The organism is Legionella maceachernii, assembly GCF_900167045.1.
GTDB lineage: Bacteria > Pseudomonadota > Gammaproteobacteria > Legionellales > Legionellaceae > Tatlockia > Tatlockia maceachernii.
The window spans coordinates 75,898-94,254 of sequence record NZ_FUXJ01000002.1 but is presented as its reverse complement, the minus strand read 5'-3'; the positions used below and the strand labels follow the sequence as shown (position 1 = coordinate 94,254).

Below are 18,357 nucleotides of genomic sequence, written 5' to 3'. Positions count from 1 at the left end.
GAGCGTGGCATATCCCCCATTAAAATTCGTGCTTCACTCCCTTTTAAATCAAAGCGATTAACAAGGTTAATTAGAGAATTCCACACGACTTCATCGGGTATGCTATTTATTTAGCTTATATTGGTCGTCATCTTCCAACCTCCAAATCCTATCTACCGTATATAGACAAAAGTCTATATACGGATATTATGGCTCATCTTTCACAAATTTTAATAGGTTCATTAACAAACTAATGGCTAAATCCTACAGTACTTTCCTCTTCACAGGAGAGATAACCTCCCTCGATGTTTATTCCTAAAAAGCAATTGAAAATATAATCATTTGCGGGTAATGATTTTTCCTTATCTAAAAATGATAAAAATGAATGCATTACTTGCTCAAATAGCTTTTTAGTGTCTTCTGATTTTTCCATATTGTCTCTAAAGTGACGCAGGCCCTCACGCTTTTTATCTACTGATTGGTTTTGCTGTAAATTGTCATAGAGTTGATTTAAACACCACGCATATCGTTCTACAGTTGAGCCTTCTTTGTTAGGTTTAATCTCTTTATGGGCTACTCCTTGAAAAAATCTCATCATTCTCCTCCCCGTACATTAATTTCTATGCAATTTTAATCCAGTTTTAGATAATTTTGCATTCTTATTTTACAAAATTAAAAAGTAAACTTTCTTCTTTTGGCTTAGGCGTCGAGCTTGTCTGTTGCAGTTTCTCCAGTAGTTCGCTTTCCTTATAACTGTGGCAATATTGGTTTACTGTCTGCAAAAACCGTTGTTTGGTGGTTTCAAATCCGTGAAGCGAGGTATTATTATTTGTTAATTGTAATATTTTTCCCTTTTGATCAAGATTTTGTTCTATATAGTGGTTAATTACCCGTGTTGATTGCGAATTTTTCACCATTTCTGGCGACAATTGATCCCAAGTTACGTAAAAAAGCTTATCCCCAACTTGAGTGGCTTTTTCTCCCAGCCAATTGTGTAAATCCGGCTCCTTTGCAAGTATAGAAGAATGCTCTGAAGCAAAAATCGCACAACTACAATCATCTTTCTGCAATGCCGCTTTCATAGTTGGTGAATCTATTTTTCCAGATGGAATAGTGGGGCTTTTCACATAAGTGACTTTATCAATAAAATCACTGTAATCGGCTAATTGATGAAGTCGATATTGCCTAGAGTCATCTGCCGCATCAACAATAAAGCAAGAGCGATTTTCTTTATCGATATCAAGTGTCGTATAATGAGGGCCCGATTTAACGATAATTTGAATTCTATTACTTCCAGACTTATCCTCTTTAATGACCCGATCCATTTCTGCAAAGAGAAGCTTATTCTCTCGTTTAGCATGAGCTATTTCTCTCTCCTCTTTTTCCATCAGAAGCTCTTCACTATTAAAAGGGAGCATGGAAAATCTATTAGCATCCACAAGATAACCATTATAAGTTTGTTGTTGACTAGTATGGTGCATCATTAGAAGGACTAATTCGTCCCGATGATCGCCAGGTCGACTAAAATCCGTGATTTGCATTTTTAATTTCTCTTTGGTTGGCTCAGGTTCTTTTTCAGCTGTTTTGGAATAATCTTGGTCATCCTCTGAAAAAATAGTGTCATACTTTGAATTCATTTTTAAAACTGACAATTCTTGAAAAAAAGAATGGACATTATCATAACCTTCTTTCAATACATGTTCTTGAATTTTTCCAAAAATTTCTCTTAAACTTAACTTCTCTTTGGTAATGTCCCAATAAATGGTTTCTACAAACGCAAAATCCGGAATCTCTTCCTTTTTCTCTTCATTCTGCTCAATATAAGTGTCAAAGACATCCCAAAGATCATTTCTAAATTTTTTTTGGCTTTCTGTGCTTAATTTTTCAAAGTTCCTTTGTTCCATGCTATTTTCCTTTAGATTTTTCCTTTTTTATAGAATCGGTTTCTTAGGAAATTTCTTGAGGGTAATGGAGTCCTGCACTCAAATCTGTCTTTCACCAAGATTTTAAAGATATGATTAAGAAACAAGGATAAGCCACAGGGCATAAAGTCTTAGGAGTTGGCCTCTTTGTTCCACAGAGCGTTTACACTTCACCATGAGAAAGCACTCTTTAAAAAAGCAGGTTTATTCTAATAACCATGTTTTGGCAAAAATAAGCATTGATTCCCAACAACGACTTGTATATATTGCCCGTTTTTTTGAAAGGATGACTTCAATGCGTGCAAAAATTAGTGGGGATTCATTTGATTATGATGGTAGCATAAGCCCTCCGAAGGGCTTGCGAGGAATTGATACGCATAAACCATTTCTTGATTCGTTAAAGTCAAAAAACAAAAAATATACTGCTACTCATGTTTTTATTAATTCCAAACGTCAATCGGTGCGAGATGATAAGGCAAATGCCAAATCCAATGAAAACGGATCTTGTTATCCAGTCATGGAGCAAATAAGCCACTATTTAGAAGCACGTTTTGAAAAACTGTTAATGCCTGATATTTATAACGGGCTTAAGGAAGGCGAAACATTCGACCAGGCAATCCAATGTTTAGATGAGCAGCAAAACTACGTCCTTGATCACGATAAGAATGTCCAGTTTTTTCCTGTATTATATGATGAAAGCAAACTTTCGATTCTTCTAGCCCAAACTAAAAAATTATCTGCGGAATATCCAGATGATCACTATGAAATCGATTTTTATTTTTATGACGATCAGAAAGATATTTTAGATGCATTACATCAGCACCTTACTCAAAATCGGCATCTATTATGCCGAAGACTTAACTTAATTTTAGTGCTTTACCCTCCAATAACCGAGGGCGAAAATTTAATTGAGTATGAGATCATTACAGGGACAGGAGAAACTGATCACAATTGGCGGCAAAGTATCGTCGCGATGGCTAAGGATTGTATTGCTTCAAGAGCTTATCAAGAAATGGATCCTTGTAACCCAAGTACAGGTACACCCATTAGAAGCTACGAAGACGCAAGAAATGCCCAGTTTGATCTTTCAATTAATCTAAATTTTATTAAGCATTGGCAGCCTGGCGCAGCAGATGCAGAACAAGAAGAGCATCTTTCAGCAGGAAAAGAAAAATCAAAGCGAGAAAAGAAAGGTTTAAAAAGTATATTTCGCTCATCCTTCTCTCTTTTTCGCTCAAAAGAGTCGCAGCGGACTACTACACCCCTTGAACCACCAGCACCGGTTGAACCAGGAAGTAACAATAGGCGGGGCGGGCTGTTTCATAAAGAAAAATTACCTAAAAGAGAGAGTGAAACTAGGTCTAGAAGCACTGATCTTCCCCTATCGCGTCAATTTCTTTAACTATTGCGTTGACGAATCCTAATCGGGAACTTTGCGAATTTCCGCAATTTTTTGACATTAGTGTATTCGTCGTGTTGTTTTCGGGGAGAATGAAGTTACCAATTGGATAGTATAATTGTCATCACTGCGCCTAAATCCAGTTTTGCAGATTAAATTTAGCAAGGTGTATCGTTCTCATGGGACTCTAAGCCCTAAGAGAAAGTGAATTAATAATCGGACAATAAAATATTTCCATTAAGTACTTTTTCTCCGAAAACAGCCTTATACTGCTGTCACGATGCCTCTTCTCAAACGCGCTGTAATAATAAGCTAACGATGGGGACAGCCAGGCCAACAACAAGGCCTGCGCTTACCGTCTTTAAGGTCCTTGCATGCTCTTTTAATCCGACGCGCCCTAGTTTCCGGTTTTTTGGCAGACTCAACCCAACATATCCATTCATTTCGTGCCAGCGGAGTAATATCTTCCCATACAACCAGTGCCTTTGTGTCAGAGGATAATGAATTTTGAAAATCCGTTGGTATTTGATGTACCAGATCAACCGCAATCTCTTTTCGAGTCATAAATTAAGCCCAAAATATCACTATATGCTATGATTGTTGCCTTTGATTTATTGTTCAAATATATCCTTTAGGACCCCATTAGTTGAAGAGAAATTTGATGTTAAAATACTTTTGACCTGAGTAAAAGATCTAATCTTACAAAAATCACTAGACTATATCACCGACATTTTCTTCGCAGTAGACCAGAATGACCCAAAAGCAATCCACGGATGAGTTGGTGAAAAATTTCCGAACTAGTATGCAGTTAATTTCTCAATAATTTGGCCAAATGTTAATAATAAACTCTATCGCAAAGCAATCGCATCACCTGTATTAGACAATAGAATAATTGTGTTTTATATTTTAATATAAACATTACCCTTTTTAGGTCACTTAATGGCACTTAATGGAACTCAGAAAAATCTTATTGAAGGGTTATTAAAGACATATCTTGATGACATTCTGATGATAAACTTAGATGACGCAATAAGAGCATTAAATGCCGTATTTCAAGAGAATATCTCTGCAGAAGATGAAACGTTTTTTAAAGAAAAAAATATTTGGGAAGATGTTCAATTTATTCATAGAATTTTATCACACCCTTGTCCACAAAATAGAATGATAAACTACCCTTATTTTGGCCCCCCCAGTGATCCGGAGCAGATAGTTTATAAAGATGCTGAGGGTAAAGCAGCATTTGAGCAAAAAGGATTATTAGGCTTAACTGCTAAAAATGATTTAAATACACCTTCAGTTACTAAAGAAGATGTAACCCGTTTTATTAAAGAATTAATTGATAGCGCGGTTGAGAAAAAAAAGACAACTACAGAAAGAGAATACTCCTCGCAACCTGAATTTTTTAAAGAGGAGACAAATTATTCTCAAACTATCAATGAAATTAAAAGGTTACTTACTGCTGATGAACTTCAAGAAATCCCAATTATGGCCTTAGTTCGCTTACCAACCAGTTCACGACTTTCATTTTGTCAACTTGTTCGAAAATGGCGTTATGAGCCTGAGCTAGATGACTATTTTTATAATCCAGTAAATAATTTTTTAGATGGCCTAAGTACTTTAATCCAACGCGGTGTTTGTATTGATACCTTTTTAAGCTTCAACGCTGAAAAACAAGAGCTATTAGCAACAGAAATGCTTACTTTGCATTTAATAGATGTCAGTATTGATTTTAATGATTTTAGCCGGCTAGAAGTTGACGATATTAAAACAATATTTGCTTGGATAAGTTCGGATGGTATTAGAGCTTTGAAGTTGATTGAAAAATTAGAGGCAGAAGATCTAGTGCAAGAAATAACGTCATTCATTGATGATAAGCTTAATTCGCTTCGCATTAATTTATAAATTGAGCTCTTATTTGAATAGAAATAAGAAAGGGAAATCCATTACAACACCTATAACTCGCCACGTAGTTTTGACCAAGCCCTGCCTAAAATCTCATGCATTGCGACGCTTAAATAGAATAAATTGTGTGGATTAGGTAAATAACGCTTAGCCCAGCGTTCATCGTTCCAATAAAGGGTAAAATCGGTGGGGGCTGCAATAGGATGTAATCCTTGCGCCTGGCAAAGTCGCATTGAACGTGGCATATGAATGGCTGAAGTGACTAAATAGAAAGGTTCTTCATTAACGATGTGCTTAATGGCTTTAATTTGATCCACTGTATTGATGGACGTCGTTTCCAATACCATATCGCTTTGCGGAATCGCAAACCATGAAGCGATCTCCAACAAATGATGGGATTCCGGGACTTCAAAATGATAACCACCCCCAGATAATAACAATTTAGCAGCAGGCAATTGGCGATAGAGGCGCAATCCCTCAAGTAAACGCTTAATGCTTTCACTCGCTAAAAGAGAGTTTGCTGGCATGTGTGCCTTATTTCCCTGACCACCACTCAACACCACAATCCAATGAATAGCGGGATTGATTTTTTCCACGGGACTATATTCGTCTTCCAGTTGGCGTGTTAAAGTCTGGACGAACCACCCTGTACTAAAAAAGATTAACAAAACAAAGACAAGCACTAGTCCCCCACGGATCATGCGGCTGTCCCCCATAAACCAAAGTAAGATTAAGAGAACAGCAAAAAGCAGCAGGACTAAAAAGAAAGGATTTACTACTACTTCAAACAAATGACGGAAAATAGCCACTATCGCATCCTCCGCATCAAATAAAATCCCAACAAAGCAAAGAGACAGGTAGGGCCGATGGCTGCAAGTTCAGGGGATAATTGTAGTACCTGGCTTATGGGACCAAAAAATCGATTCATGATATGAAACCCAAATCCTATCGTCGCACCAACCAATAATTTGGATCCCATCGTGGATGATCGCAAAGGACCAAAAATAAAAGGAATAGCAAGGATCATCATCACCACTGTCGTCAGTGGTTGAATGATCCGTTGCCAGTAGGCTAATCGATAATTTAGGGCGTTTTGATGGCTTATTTTTTGATCGCGTAAAAACTGCTTCAATTCGTGCAATGTCATTTCGTCAGGTTCATTACTACTGACACTCAGGATCTTTGGCTTAACATTCACATCCCAAAGCATCGTCGGGATGAAGCGAGAAGCTGTACTTGTATTATGAATATCCGTTTCATGGATGGAATAAGCAACCCAGCGATTGTTGACTAAATTAATTTTATTAATCATGCGGGCTAGACGTAAACGATGGTCCTCATCAAAACGGTACTGATAAACCAATACTAGGTTATTTTTAGGCAGAATAGCGCCAATAAAAATAAAATCATTTTTATTGCGTAACCAAACTCCGGAGGCCGTTCGCAGTGTTTGCCCTCCACTTAAAGCCTGCATTTTTTGATCATTTGCTAAATGAGCTAATCGAGGAACTGCGGTTTCACCAATGAGCGTTACAAACAAGATAATTACTATCGCGACTTTCAGCACAGCCAGTGTGATTTGGCCGATGGACATGCCCGCAGCGCGCATGACGATTAATTCTCGGTGATTGGCCATGATCCCTAAACCAATCAAACAACCTAATAGACTCGCCATGGGGAAAAACAAGTAGACCTGATAGGGCATTTGCAAAAGCACATAAACAGTCGCCTGCACAATGCCATAATCTGCTTTACCTAAATCATCGAGCTGATTAACAAACAGGATAAAAACTTGTAATCCTGCAAGCATCAAGGTCACTAAAGAAATGGTAGCAAGAACGGTTTTGGCGATATAGCGATCGAGTATTTTCACGATAGTTTCACCCGATTACGCCAAATCAACACTAGCCCAATCACTGCCATAGTCAAATGCAACCACCAAATGCCTACCCACCACGGCACTTTTCCACCCGCCAACCAGTCGCGTGCGACAAAGATGAAATTAGCATAGATAATATAAAGGACCAAGGCAGGCAACAGTCTTGCGTATTTACCGGCCCGTGGATTCACCCGGCTTAATGGGACAGCAAGTAAAGTGAGCACAAACACCATGATAGGTACTGATAAACGCCATTGTAGCTCTGCAGCCTTATTGTTATCAGGATTACTCAGAGGCAATAAACTAGTCAGTGGGGCTGTACGTAGATCTTTATTTAAATCATCTACCTTGGGATGAGGCAACCGCGCTTTAAATTGCTCGAACTCCGCCGCTTGATAATTGTTTAAACCCGGCGATCCTTCATAAGCATGGCCTCGCTGAAACACAATATAATCTTCAAAGGTTTTAGGATCAGTTTCAGCAAAGGCCCGCTCTGCCCACACGATATCCCATTGGGGGGTATTGTTTTTCATGACATGGCGAGCAAGGAAAACATTCTGTGCTTTAGTGTGATCGCGACTCATGGATTCAACATAAAAAATCTTTTTCCCCCCTGATTCGGCTCGAAATCGACCCGGAACGATAAGTTGTACTAGGGTTTGGATTCCTGAAGTTCGCAACAGCATGGTACGTTGCGTGTTGATGATTGGGCTTGCCCACGTCATGAGAATAGTCACTAACACAAAGACCACAGAAGCCATGATAAGTGTATGCTTAAGTAATTGATTGGGTCCATAGCCACAAGCATGCAACACGGGCATTTCACTTTCTGCATAGAGCCGCCCGTAGGCAACTAATATTGCCACATAAAATCCGAGAGGAAGGAGAAGTCCCATGAGATTAGGCATCTCCAGCATCATCAATTTCATGATGATCATGCCAGGTATTTGCCCACTCGCCGCGCGATTTAAATAGCGCACAAACTGATTTGACATGAAAATCAACATCAATATGCTTGTTAAAGACGCTAAAGTCACAAAAACTTCTTTGGCTAAATAACGAAAAATCAACACGACCTAGCTCTCTCTACCTGATAAAAAGCATGCTTTTGAGCAACATTATACCTTTTGAAATGAATTTTGCCTAAGATTCTCAAGATTTCTTAGTAGAATTGCTCATAAACCCCGGGTAAACTATCTGCTTTTGGTTAGAGGAAGCAAAATGCACTATCGTCTTCTTGATAATCCCACATTAAAAGCCAATGAATGCCTAGTACTTGGGCTTTTTGCTGACAATGAACTCCCTGATTTAGCACAAAAACTGGATAAGCAACACAATAAACTTGTTACTCGCTTGTTTGCCAAACTCAACGAAGTAGGTGACTCTATTTGGCAAGGGGACCTCGAGGGACATAGTTTGATGCTGATTCACTGCGGTAATAAAACCGAGTTTAACAGCAAAACTTTCCGAAAAGGCCTCAATGAAATCATTTCAGCACTCCTCAAGCAACGGATAACCTCAGTGACGTTTTGCTTACCCAACCTTTGTGACTACGATGCTGATTGGCAATTGCAGCAAATGGTTTTACAAATTGATGCGCAACTCTATCAACAGTCAAGCTTTAAAACGAAAAACACCAAACTGCCAAAATTGGAATCAGTACAAATTTATCTCGCAGGTGCTTCCAGTAGTACTCTTCACGCAGCCCAAGCGATCGCTGAGGGCGTTAAATTAACCCGCACTTTGGCTGACTTACCTGCGAATGTCTGCACGCCAACCTATTTAGGAGAGCAGGCTGCTGCCTTAGCGCAGTTACATGAAAACCTGTCCGCTAAAATTATGGGGCCTGAGGACATGCAAAGCATGGGGATGGGGGCATTGCTCGCTGTAGCCCAAGGCAGTCAGCAAGAACCGCGTTTAATCGAAATGAATTACTGTGGCGGTGGTGATACCCCTCCGATTGTTTTAGTTGGAAAGGGAATCACTTTTGACTCCGGTGGATTATCGTTAAAGCCGGCGAACATGATGGACGAAATGAAGTATGACATGTCAGGTGCCGCGAGTGTATTCGGCGCATTAAAAGCATGCGCCATGATGAAGCTTCCGGTTAATTTGATCGGTTTAGTGGCCAGTGCCGAAAACATGCCTAGTGGATCAGCGGTGAAACCAGGTGATATCGTCACCAGTATGTCTGGGCAAACTATTGAAATATTGAATACCGATGCAGAAGGCCGCTTAGCGCTTGCCGATGCACTGACTTACGCAGAACAATTTAAACCGCGATTGGTGATGGACATCGCGACTCTCACAGGAGCGATGGTGATTGCGCTTGGCTCAGTCACCACTGGGTTTATGACCGAAGACGACGAATTAGCGGAACTTATCCTTCGGGCAGGAAAGGAAGCGGAGGATAAAATTTGGCGTATGCCCATGGATGAGGCCTACCAAGAAGCGCTTGAGAGCCCTTTTGCTGATATGATTAACGCGTCTTTTGATCGCAATGCAGGCGCAATCACTGCCGCTTGTTTTCTTTCTCGCTTTACTAAAAAATACCGCTGGGCGCACTTGGATATTGCAGGAACTGCCTGGATTACTGGTAAAAAACGTGTTGCAACTGGCCGTCCGGTTCCATTACTTATTCAGTTATTACGCTATGCAAACCATTCGCGTTGATTTTTATTTATTAGCCAAACAAGATGAGCAGGCGCGTTTGCTGCTAGCCTGCCGCTTGCTGGAAAAAGCTTATATGCGCGGTCATCGTGTTTTTGTTTATTGCAGTAACCGGCAAGAAGCTGAGACTTTAGATGAGTTATTATGGACTTTTAAGGACAACAGCTTTATTCCTCATAACTTACAAGGCGAAGGTCCAGAACCCCCTCCTCCCATTCAGATAGGTTATCACAGCGAACCACGTGGATTTGATGATATTCTTTTCAACTTAGCAACAGAGATTCCCCTTTTTTATACTCGTTTTCGCCGAGTGATAGAAATCGTCCCCAATAACGAAGCCGCTAAAGAATTAAGTCGCTCTCATTACCGGGAATATCGTGCCAAGCAGTGTGAATTAAAAACTCATGAAGTAGTATAATTTTCAATGAGTTAGCGCTCCCTCCACACTTGAATTATTCGTTGGTGGGGTCTTACCCAACAAGCTATTCCAAGCGATCACATTGAGTCAAATCCAATCCATTTTTTTATCCATTCAAAATTAAATTTGATGAATTAATGTTCAGTTAATCTTCAGTTTCTACAATATAAGAATCAGGCATTTGCGTCGACGCCACTAGAATGAGTCTAAAAATGTTATTGCTCAGCAGTAAAGAGCGAGTGAAATTAATATGCCCCAAAGCCCTTATGATGAAATGGTACTCTACAATGAATTCTTAAAAGAGAAATTCATTCTTCATGGTGCCGATAACTCCACCCTAACTTTGTTGAATCCTTCGCGGGCAATTGCATTTCCCAAAGATAGCATTTTACCGTCCTTCGGTGAGCTTGGTCAGGTTGGCACTCCTAGTGTACTTGAAAAGAAAACAATCTACTCCAACACCAAAACCAAAGCAAAAATCTCAGTGATCAATCAAGAGGGTCAATATCAAACGACTGTCTATGTGACAACACCGGAAAAAATAAGGCAGGCCTTAAGAAATGGAGTCTTTGAACCCGCAAATATTCAAGATCCGCTGGCCAAAATGATTGCTCAAATTGCTGAATACAAAAGAAAGGTTTTCCAGCGCTCAACAGAATTGCAGGTTAAGGTCAGAAAAAATGAAGAGCGATTAGCTGTTGCTGATATCACTCAAGCAGTTATTGAAACATTACAGCCGCTTAATCGATACATAAATCATTACGAAGCAGTAAAAAGCCCGGTTGAAAATTTAGAAAAAATCGTCACGGAAATTGACCATTTAACGGGTGAACTGGAAAAAATCATAGGAGAAATTCCAGGTAAAAAAGAAGAACCTTACCTTAGTCTCCTTAATTGCATTTATTCGATAAAACATAATGCCAAACAGTATAAAAAATCCCTAGAAGCCATTCAAAATCCCACAGAGGAACAAGTCAGAGCAATTTTAGGCAGCTATGGTGTAAACGATAATTTACTTAAGTACTTCATTCAAGGGCAACTCAATGAAATGACTCAAGGGGCAATTGATGCGAATTATGCCCTTACTGGCTTATATCAAGACGCCAGTGGTTTGTCCCAGGCGTTATTGAATGCGCAATTTACCGGTGAAGGTTATTCGAGTCAATTCAGTGATTATCATAATGCGGTCTCTTCAGAGCATGGCTTTGATTTTTCGGCAAAAGAAAAAAATGGGCTTGTTGCAATTGACTTAGGCCAATACGGTTTCCATCCAAAATCAAATGTGGACTTAGCAAAACGAATTGCATTAATTCAGCAACTCGAAGAAGGAAAAAAACTGTATAAGGAAACGGATGCCACGGTCACTCTGATCAATTTTCGTGGCGAAAAAGACAAGATTGCCGGTTATACGGCTGCCAAAAAATTAGGATTTTTATTGGTTAATTTTGGTATTGACATCATTTCTTTTGGTCTTGATCTCCTCTATTCCGGTTTCTTTATCGCTGCCACCGCTACTAATGTCGCTCTGCAAGCCTTGAATCGCAAACTGTTTAGAATTCCTGATTTCCCGAGCGAACAATTATTCCTTCAAAAATGGAATACAGAAGAGAGCGTTTATGAGGACCTCGACTCAACAAAAGCACTTTTTGGAGAGAATGCCATTACTCGTGTCACTCACCGTGGCCTCTTTGTCCGAACAATGCAATTCATCAATCGACAATTGATCAATCTTTCTCTCAAACCACTTGGCGAAGCCATCAAAGGAGTGACCACCCATTTCTGGGATGGCGCAAAAACCATTTTCTATGACTTAACCATCGGCATAAAACCCATCAGCGACAATGAGATCATTGGCTTATTGAACTCACGTCTCGAAGAAGAGCGACGCATTGCTCATCATCACCAACAAGCGATTAGCAATTTACTTCAGACACATGGGATTGAACCTTATCAATCCACCCCAGAAGTGCTTAATGAGGGTGAAGCAAAAACTGATTACTCATTACATCTTGATAACCCTGAAGATTTTGTCTCTTGGGCAACTAACGATTTTGCAAGGAGCATGACGGAAATTTTTTCAAAAGAAATTTATCGTGCCCATCCCATAGGAGGAGTAGCTTTTACCCTTGCAGCATGCACGACCGCGCCTATGGTCATGCCCTTTTTGGCTAAATTATCCTTCTTCCATTTTCTTTACACCAAACTTCATATCCCTATTGCAAAAACCCTTGTTGGCGAAACACACGGACTCATGCCTACTTTCTCAACCGCTATGATTGAAGGAAAAGCAGCATTTTTATTAGCCGATTTAACCAATGGTAAAAACAGCATCACTGTGCGTGGCATAGAAATATTGATGGAAAACCCTGTATTGGCCGGCATTATGGGTACAGCCGCTGTGGGCTTAGGTTTTGAAATTGCCTTCAAAGCCAATATTCCTTGGTTAAGTAATGAAATTGCCACAGAAGTGGAGCATGCTTCTTTTCCTTACTTTGAATTAGGTGTATCAGCCGCTAAACTAGCGACGATTGTGGTTGAAAGTGGTATTCGCTTTCCTCACAAAAATACTGATCCTGAGCTCATAGAGGAAGAATCAGACGAACAATCGCAAATAGCTTATCATCGAATGGATGAATTACGCCCTGAAATTAAAGCAGCGATAACAATAGGCTATAAAAGAGTCAGCAATCTGGATCAGTTAACTGAAGAAGAAGAAAAACAGATTGAAATCCAGACTGAACAATACTTGGATGCTTTTAAAGGCGCACTGAAATCAGATTACTCCGACTTCATGGTGAATTCACTTGAGAAAGCCATCGCGACTTATGTTGCCAAAGGTACTGGAGCTCCCGCTTCGGAAAAATCAAATTCCACTATCGTAAGTAAATTCCAAGAAAATTTTAAGCGTGAACGGATTCGTCAACATGTTTTACAATTGGATTTCGAGAATCTATCTCCCATTGAAAAATATCAACTAATGCATTATGTGAATACGCATTATGCAAATAATCCCGAATACCTTGCAGCAGTTCGTTATAAGCTCATGGGTAGCGATGAAAAAATCGGTGGTTTAGCTGGTTCAATAAAAATAGTTCTTTCCTATATCCCTGCTGGAATTCGAGCGCTCGTTGCAGTGGTAGCAAGCGCAGGCTTCGCCATTGGCTCTCTAATCAACCCTAAACTTCTTGAACCCGCTCGCCTCGCTTTACAGCCAGCCCAAGATCTCATCAATAAAGCAAGAGCTGATATGGGATTATTAGCAAAAGCGTCGACCACTCTATTAAGAATAAGTTGGGAATTAATTGGTGCTGTAGTGCGTGTTCCTTTGATTCTTCTTTATTCTATTGGTGCAAGCCCAATATTGATTGGTCAATACTTGACTTCTTCATCGCATTATTTGCCTACACCGTTGGAGATGGACTCACTGTTGTCAAGGCTTCTTTTTGCTCCAGGAAAAATAAGCCAAGTTTTTAATGCGGTGGTGGGGTTTTTCCGCGCAGAGGCATCGGCTAAACATCTGGAAGCCGCAACAAGAGAAGCCACTTTAAAAGAAATGAGTGAGAATATTAACGAGATTCAATCCTTACTTCCAAAAAAAATAGAAACCCAAACACACTATAGCGAGCTTTTAACCCGTTTACTGACTCCAGCGCCAGATCCAGTCAAAAGCGTTCCTACAATAAGTGCCTTTCCTCAAACAAAATCCTCTCAAACAGAACAATCCCCTACTTCAGTTCGTTCAACCCTGTTTAGTAATTCAGAAACAAACGGTGGTTCAACAACAAAAGATCGAGAGCTTGTGAGAGTCCCTGTCAACAAGCATCCTCTCAGTTAGACTTGCTGTAGGTCTTCTCAAGATAATGCATTAATGCTCGCAGCGCCATTGCTTCTCCACCCTCAGGTTTTCCAGGTTTAGTGCTGATATTCCAAGCCATAATATCGAAATGAACCCAGGGTAAGGACTTGGGTATAAAACGCTGCAAAAATAAAGCAGCAGTGATTGCACCCGCATAAGGTAAAGGGCTCGCATTAAGTAAATCAGCGACCGTGGAATTCAACATCTCTTCATAGCCTGCAAAAAGTGGCAAGCGCCATATAGGATCATCGACCGCTTTGGATGACTCGAGGATGGTTTGAGCTAATTCGTCATTATTACAAAACATTGCGGCCATCTCAGTGCCTACTGCTACTCGAGCCGCACCCGTTAAGGTAGCAAAATCAATCAGCAAATCCGAGTGCTCTTCGCACGCTTTCGCCATCGCATCAGCTAACACTAATCGCCCTTCAGCATCCGTATTATCCACTTCGACGGTCAAGCCATTGTACATCTTTATAACATCACCAGGTCTAAAAGAATCGGAGCCTACCGCATTTTCTACCGCGGGAATAAAAACACGCAAATGAACAGGTAGGCGTTTTGCCATCACCCATTGTGCCAAACCGATTGCATGCGCCGCACCGCCCATGTCTTTTTTCATCAATCGCATGGCAGCTGAGGGCTTTAGATCAAGACCGCCGCTGTCAAAACAAACGCCTTTACCTATTAAAGTGAGACGCGGATGAGTTTCATCACCCCAACTTAACATTAATAAACGCGGTGATCTTGCAGAAGCCCGGCCTACCGTATGAATCGCCTGTAAATTGGAAACCAGCAATTCGTTTCCTACCCACTGCTTGAAATGGGCGTGATGTTGTCGAGCGACATAGGCTAACGCCATAGCCAACTCTTCTGGCCCTAAATCGTTACTAGGTCTATTAATGAGATCACGCACCAAAAAGAGTGATTTAACCTCGACCAAAATTTCATGCAAGATCTCTTTATCAATTACTAATACACGAGGGTCGCGCTTTTGTTTATTGTATTCATTGAAACTATATTGTGCTAATGCCCAAGTCACTTGGGAAGTGCGTGATAGAGTCTCTTGAGAAACATAACTACCTGGGGGTAGTTGACTCGCCGCATTCGCGATCGCTAGAGTTTGATTGCCATTGCCAGCACCAATATAAGCCTTGCTGAGATAACCTTCATGGTTATGAATAAGGCAGTATTCGCTCAATTTACCGGTAAAACCTTGGCCTGAAAGTGCATTTTTCTCATTGGACGGGATCTCTTCCAACCCTTTTTGCCATTGCGATTCGGTAATTAAGTAAAGAGGAATCGCTTTTTCAGAATGAATTTCGTAAAACAGATCAGCAAGCATTTTTACTCCTTCAGGTGGCCACGGAATTGCGCTAAACGAACTCCAGTCAAGGCCAAACAGACTACATAAATAATGACTGCAACAGACACATGAAGCATCAATTGGATTAATCGCATCAGTGCTGACAGCTCTAGCCAATGATTAACGGTACCCACCATTTCATACAGATAGAAGGCAACCGCCGCATTAGCGATAAGTAACTGAAGTGTAAACTTCAACCATCCCGATGAAGGCGTATAAATGCCGCGACGTATTTGTAAGAATAATAATAATCCGCAGTTGATATAGCCGGCTAAAGCAGAAGCTAAAGCAAGACCTGCATGGGCTAGAGGCCAAATCAATAACGCACAAAGAATTGAATTAGCTATCATTGCCCAAGCCCCGATTTTTACAGGTGTCCTAATGTCCTGGCGCGCATAAAATCCAGAAGCCAGCACTTTGACCATCATGAACGCAGGGACGCCAGAGGCGAGCGCAATTAGGCTTTTTTGGGTCTGGATGAGATCATTGGCAGAAAATTTACCGTAAGTAAAACAGCTCGCTATCAATGGCATGGAAAACAAAGCTAATCCCAAACCGGAAGGAATACCGATAAGCAACAGCGAACGCAATCCCCAATCCAAAGCACGGGAAAAATTCTCAATACTTTGCTCAGCATGACGGCGGGATAAATGAGGTAGAATAACGGTAGCTATCGCTACACCGAACACACCCAACGGGAAATCCGTCAATCGATCCGTGTAATACAACCAGGTTACACTGCCCACCTTTAAAAAAGAGGCAAAAATAGAGTCAATCATCAAATTAAGCTGGGCAATGGATACACCAAATAAAGCGGGAACCATAAGCTTTAAGACGCGTCTTACCCCTGGGTCATTCCAAGCTATTTTAGGCTTGACTAATAAGCGGCGATTATAGAGAAAAGGAATTTGGAATAAGAATTGAACAATTCCTGCAATTAATACACCCCAAGCCAATCCAATGACAGGGTATTCCAGATATGGGCTTAAATAAATTGCTGCAAGAATCATACAGATATTGAGTAATACAGGCGTGAATGCGGGGACACCAAAATAACCATATGTGTTTAAAATTGCTCCCGCCATGGCAGTCATGGATACCAGCATTAAGAAAGGAAAAGTTAAGCGCAGCATCTCGGTAGCCAAAGTCATCCGCAAACTACCCTCACCAAATCCTGGGGCAAATAAAAAGACAATTAAGGGAGCAGCTAGCACTCCAATGACAGTGACGAAAGTAAGTACAACGCCTAATTGACCGGCGATACGAGCAATAAAGAGTCGCACATCATCGAAAGGACGCGTTTGTTGATATTCAGCAAGTACGGGAACAAAGGCTTGAGAAAAAGCCCCTTCCGCAAAAAGGCGTCGCATGAAATTAGGAATTCGAAACGCCACATAGAACGCATCCATTCCCGCCTGCGCACCAAACAACTGCGCAATCACCATATCTCGCACAAATCCCACCATGCGCGATATCAAAGTCATTACCGATACAAGGGAAGTGGAGCGTAATAGACTTTGTCGTTTAGGTACCATGGTTTCAGTCGCAGACATAATTCAAAATAATTCACCAAATAAATGGATATGATATACCTTATGAGTCGATTTTTATAAACGTTTTTTAATCATGCTAATCTTTAAATGAACCCGGCCTAATTGAAAAGGATTTTATATGACCCCTTCCCTTCTCAATATTGCGCTTTACTCACTCCTCCCAACCATGGCAATGCTTATTGGAGGGATGGCTGCGACTATTCATCGACCTAGCAATAAATTAACCAGTGCGACCCAACATTTTGCTGCCGGCGTAGTTTTCGCAGCAGTTGCCAAAGAATTGCTACCTAAGTTAGGCGCTGATAATGCGCCAATGGCGTTGATTATTGGTTTTATTTTGGGGGTTCTTTTGATGCTTTTTCTCAAAAAATTAACCGATAGACTTAGCGAAGAAGAAGCAGCCTTAACCGGTATCTCTCTGGGCTTGGTCGGCGCTGTAGGTATTGATTTATTCATCGATGGCATTCTGATTGGAGTGGCTTTTTTGGCCGGCGAACGAGGCGGTATTTTGATTGCTGTTGCCCTAACCTTAGAAATTTTGTTTTTAGGTATATCACTGACATCAACCTTGGGTACGCGCGCTGTGGGCATCAAAGCACGCTTACTCATTATTTTTGGACTTGCTTTATTTATCCCTCTTGGCAGTCTTTTAGGGGCTATCTTGCTCTCACAATTACCCTCATTTTTCACCGATGGACTGCTTGCTTTTGGCGTCTCTGCCTTACTTTATTTAGTCACGGAAGAATTGTTAACTGAAGCCCATGAACATGCCATCACTGAAACACCTTTAATCACCGCGAGTTTTTTTATAGGTTTTTTATGCATTCTCTTACTGGAAAATTTCTCTGCGTGAGGCTTTTTAGAATGCTAATCCTCTATGCCATATCATGTAGGTATATTGACAAGATCAGCCTTATTAGGCATGATCACAGTTTTTTTGTGACATCTGAATGAGTGGAGATTTTTAAGTGGCAAACATTAAATCAGCGATCAAACGTGCTCGTCAAAACGTAAAACTGCGCCAACACAATGCCAGTGCACGCTCTATGTACCGCACCTACATTAAAAACGTGCTTAAAGCCGTTGAAACAGGTGACCAAGAAGCTGCACGTGCCGCCTATGCCAAAGCACAGCCCATTATCGATAAAGCTGCTGGTAATGGCCTGATTCACAAAAACAAAGCTGCCCGTATTAAGAGCCGCCTAGTCGCACGCGTTAAAGCTATGGCTGCTTAATCCTGCGTTTCCGTCGCTCTAAGTCCGTAAACACCCGAACCGGTTTCTTTCTCACCGGTTCGGTTTTTATCCCGTGCCATACTGCGCATACTATGTCATCTTGAGCAAAAGCGAAGGGCCTCACGACTATTGGCAGTAACCCCACCAAGGAGATCCCTCACTGCGTTCGGGACGACAA

Annotated in this window: 15 protein-coding genes; 7 read left to right on the top strand and 8 right to left on the bottom strand. The window is 40.9% G+C overall.

Features of this window, described 5'->3' with window-relative positions:
- Positions 1 to 229: 229 nt before the first annotated feature.
- Together B5D33_RS00425 and B5D33_RS00420 are read right to left on the bottom strand one after the other, a co-directional pair.
- The gene (locus B5D33_RS00425) at positions 230 to 577 is read right to left on the bottom strand and encodes a hypothetical protein (protein ID WP_133140960.1); all 348 of its coding nucleotides are present in this window, start codon (positions 575 to 577) and stop codon (positions 230 to 232) included.
- A gap of 61 nt (positions 578 to 638) precedes the next feature.
- Positions 639 to 1,883, bottom strand: coding sequence for a YopJ family acetyltransferase (locus B5D33_RS00420; protein ID WP_058452352.1), 1,245 nt, complete (start codon positions 1,881 to 1,883; stop codon positions 639 to 641).
- 313 nt (positions 1,884 to 2,196) lie between these two features.
- Here B5D33_RS00420 and B5D33_RS00415 point away from each other — a divergent pair, with 313 nt between their 5' ends.
- The gene (locus B5D33_RS00415) at positions 2,197 to 3,303 is read left to right on the top strand and encodes a hypothetical protein (protein WP_133140959.1); all 1,107 of its coding nucleotides are present in this window, start codon (positions 2,197 to 2,199) and stop codon (positions 3,301 to 3,303) included.
- A gap of 309 nt (positions 3,304 to 3,612) precedes the next feature.
- On the opposite strand, the gene B5D33_RS00410 is transcribed toward B5D33_RS00415, so the two are convergent.
- Positions 3,613 to 3,864 (bottom strand): YdeI/OmpD-associated family protein, encoded by a 252-nt coding sequence (locus tag B5D33_RS00410; RefSeq protein ID WP_058452350.1) that lies wholly within the window; start codon positions 3,862 to 3,864, stop codon positions 3,613 to 3,615.
- 375 nt (positions 3,865 to 4,239) lie between these two features.
- Between B5D33_RS00410 and B5D33_RS00405 the strand changes: the two genes are divergently transcribed.
- A complete protein-coding gene (locus B5D33_RS00405) occupies positions 4,240 to 5,202 on the top strand; it encodes a hypothetical protein (RefSeq protein ID WP_058452349.1) in 963 nt (320 codons plus the stop codon).
- A gap of 50 nt (positions 5,203 to 5,252) precedes the next feature.
- Here the strand turns inward: B5D33_RS00405 and B5D33_RS00400 are convergent, their stop codons facing one another.
- Genes B5D33_RS00400 through lptF form a run of 3 tightly spaced genes read right to left on the bottom strand, consistent with a single transcriptional unit; the run spans position 5,253 to position 8,154 of the window.
- On the bottom strand, positions 5,253 to 6,011 hold the full coding sequence (locus tag B5D33_RS00400) for a YdcF family protein (protein ID WP_058452348.1): 759 nt from the start codon (positions 6,009 to 6,011) through the stop codon (positions 5,253 to 5,255).
- Positions 6,011 to 7,075 carry an LPS export ABC transporter permease LptG gene (gene lptG, locus B5D33_RS00395; RefSeq protein WP_058452347.1) on the bottom strand — a complete coding sequence of 355 codons (1,065 nt, stop codon included), beginning with the start codon at positions 7,073 to 7,075 and terminating at the stop codon, positions 6,011 to 6,013. Before lptG ends, B5D33_RS00400 begins: the two co-directional genes overlap by 1 nt.
- On the bottom strand, positions 7,072 to 8,154 hold the full coding sequence (gene lptF, locus B5D33_RS00390) for an LPS export ABC transporter permease LptF (RefSeq protein WP_058452346.1): 1,083 nt from the start codon (positions 8,152 to 8,154) through the stop codon (positions 7,072 to 7,074). Before lptF ends, lptG begins: the two co-directional genes overlap by 4 nt.
- Positions 8,155 to 8,302: 148 nt before the next feature.
- Between lptF and B5D33_RS00385 the strand changes: the two genes are divergently transcribed.
- From B5D33_RS00385 to B5D33_RS00375, 3 genes are all read left to right on the top strand, one after another.
- Complete coding sequence (locus tag B5D33_RS00385; RefSeq protein WP_058452345.1) at positions 8,303 to 9,754, top strand: leucyl aminopeptidase; 1,452 nt, start codon at positions 8,303 to 8,305, stop codon at positions 9,752 to 9,754.
- Complete coding sequence (locus B5D33_RS00380) at positions 9,735 to 10,169, top strand: DNA polymerase III subunit chi (protein ID WP_058452344.1); 435 nt, start codon at positions 9,735 to 9,737, stop codon at positions 10,167 to 10,169. The genes B5D33_RS00385 and B5D33_RS00380 overlap by 20 nt, the downstream gene beginning before the upstream one ends.
- A gap of 250 nt (positions 10,170 to 10,419) precedes the next feature.
- A complete protein-coding gene (locus B5D33_RS00375; RefSeq protein WP_058452343.1) occupies positions 10,420 to 14,004 on the top strand; it encodes a hypothetical protein in 3,585 nt (1,194 codons plus the stop codon).
- On the opposite strand, the gene B5D33_RS00370 is transcribed toward B5D33_RS00375, so the two are convergent.
- Positions 13,997 to 15,370, bottom strand: coding sequence for a leucyl aminopeptidase family protein (locus B5D33_RS00370; RefSeq protein WP_058452342.1), 1,374 nt, complete (start codon positions 15,368 to 15,370; stop codon positions 13,997 to 13,999). The genes B5D33_RS00375 and B5D33_RS00370 overlap by 8 nt on opposite strands.
- A gap of 2 nt (positions 15,371 to 15,372) precedes the next feature.
- A complete protein-coding gene (murJ, locus tag B5D33_RS00365) occupies positions 15,373 to 16,944 on the bottom strand; it encodes a murein biosynthesis integral membrane protein MurJ (protein ID WP_058452341.1) in 1,572 nt (523 codons plus the stop codon).
- Between the two features lie 118 nt (positions 16,945 to 17,062).
- On the opposite strand from murJ, the gene B5D33_RS00360 reads away from it, so the two are divergent.
- Complete coding sequence (locus tag B5D33_RS00360; RefSeq protein WP_058452340.1) at positions 17,063 to 17,797, top strand: ZIP family metal transporter; 735 nt, start codon at positions 17,063 to 17,065, stop codon at positions 17,795 to 17,797.
- 115 nt (positions 17,798 to 17,912) lie between these two features.
- Positions 17,913 to 18,179: a 30S ribosomal protein S20 gene (rpsT, locus tag B5D33_RS00355; RefSeq protein ID WP_058452339.1), complete on the top strand. Its 267-nt coding sequence runs from the start codon at positions 17,913 to 17,915 to the stop codon at positions 18,177 to 18,179.
- Positions 18,180 to 18,357 lie beyond the last annotated feature (178 nt).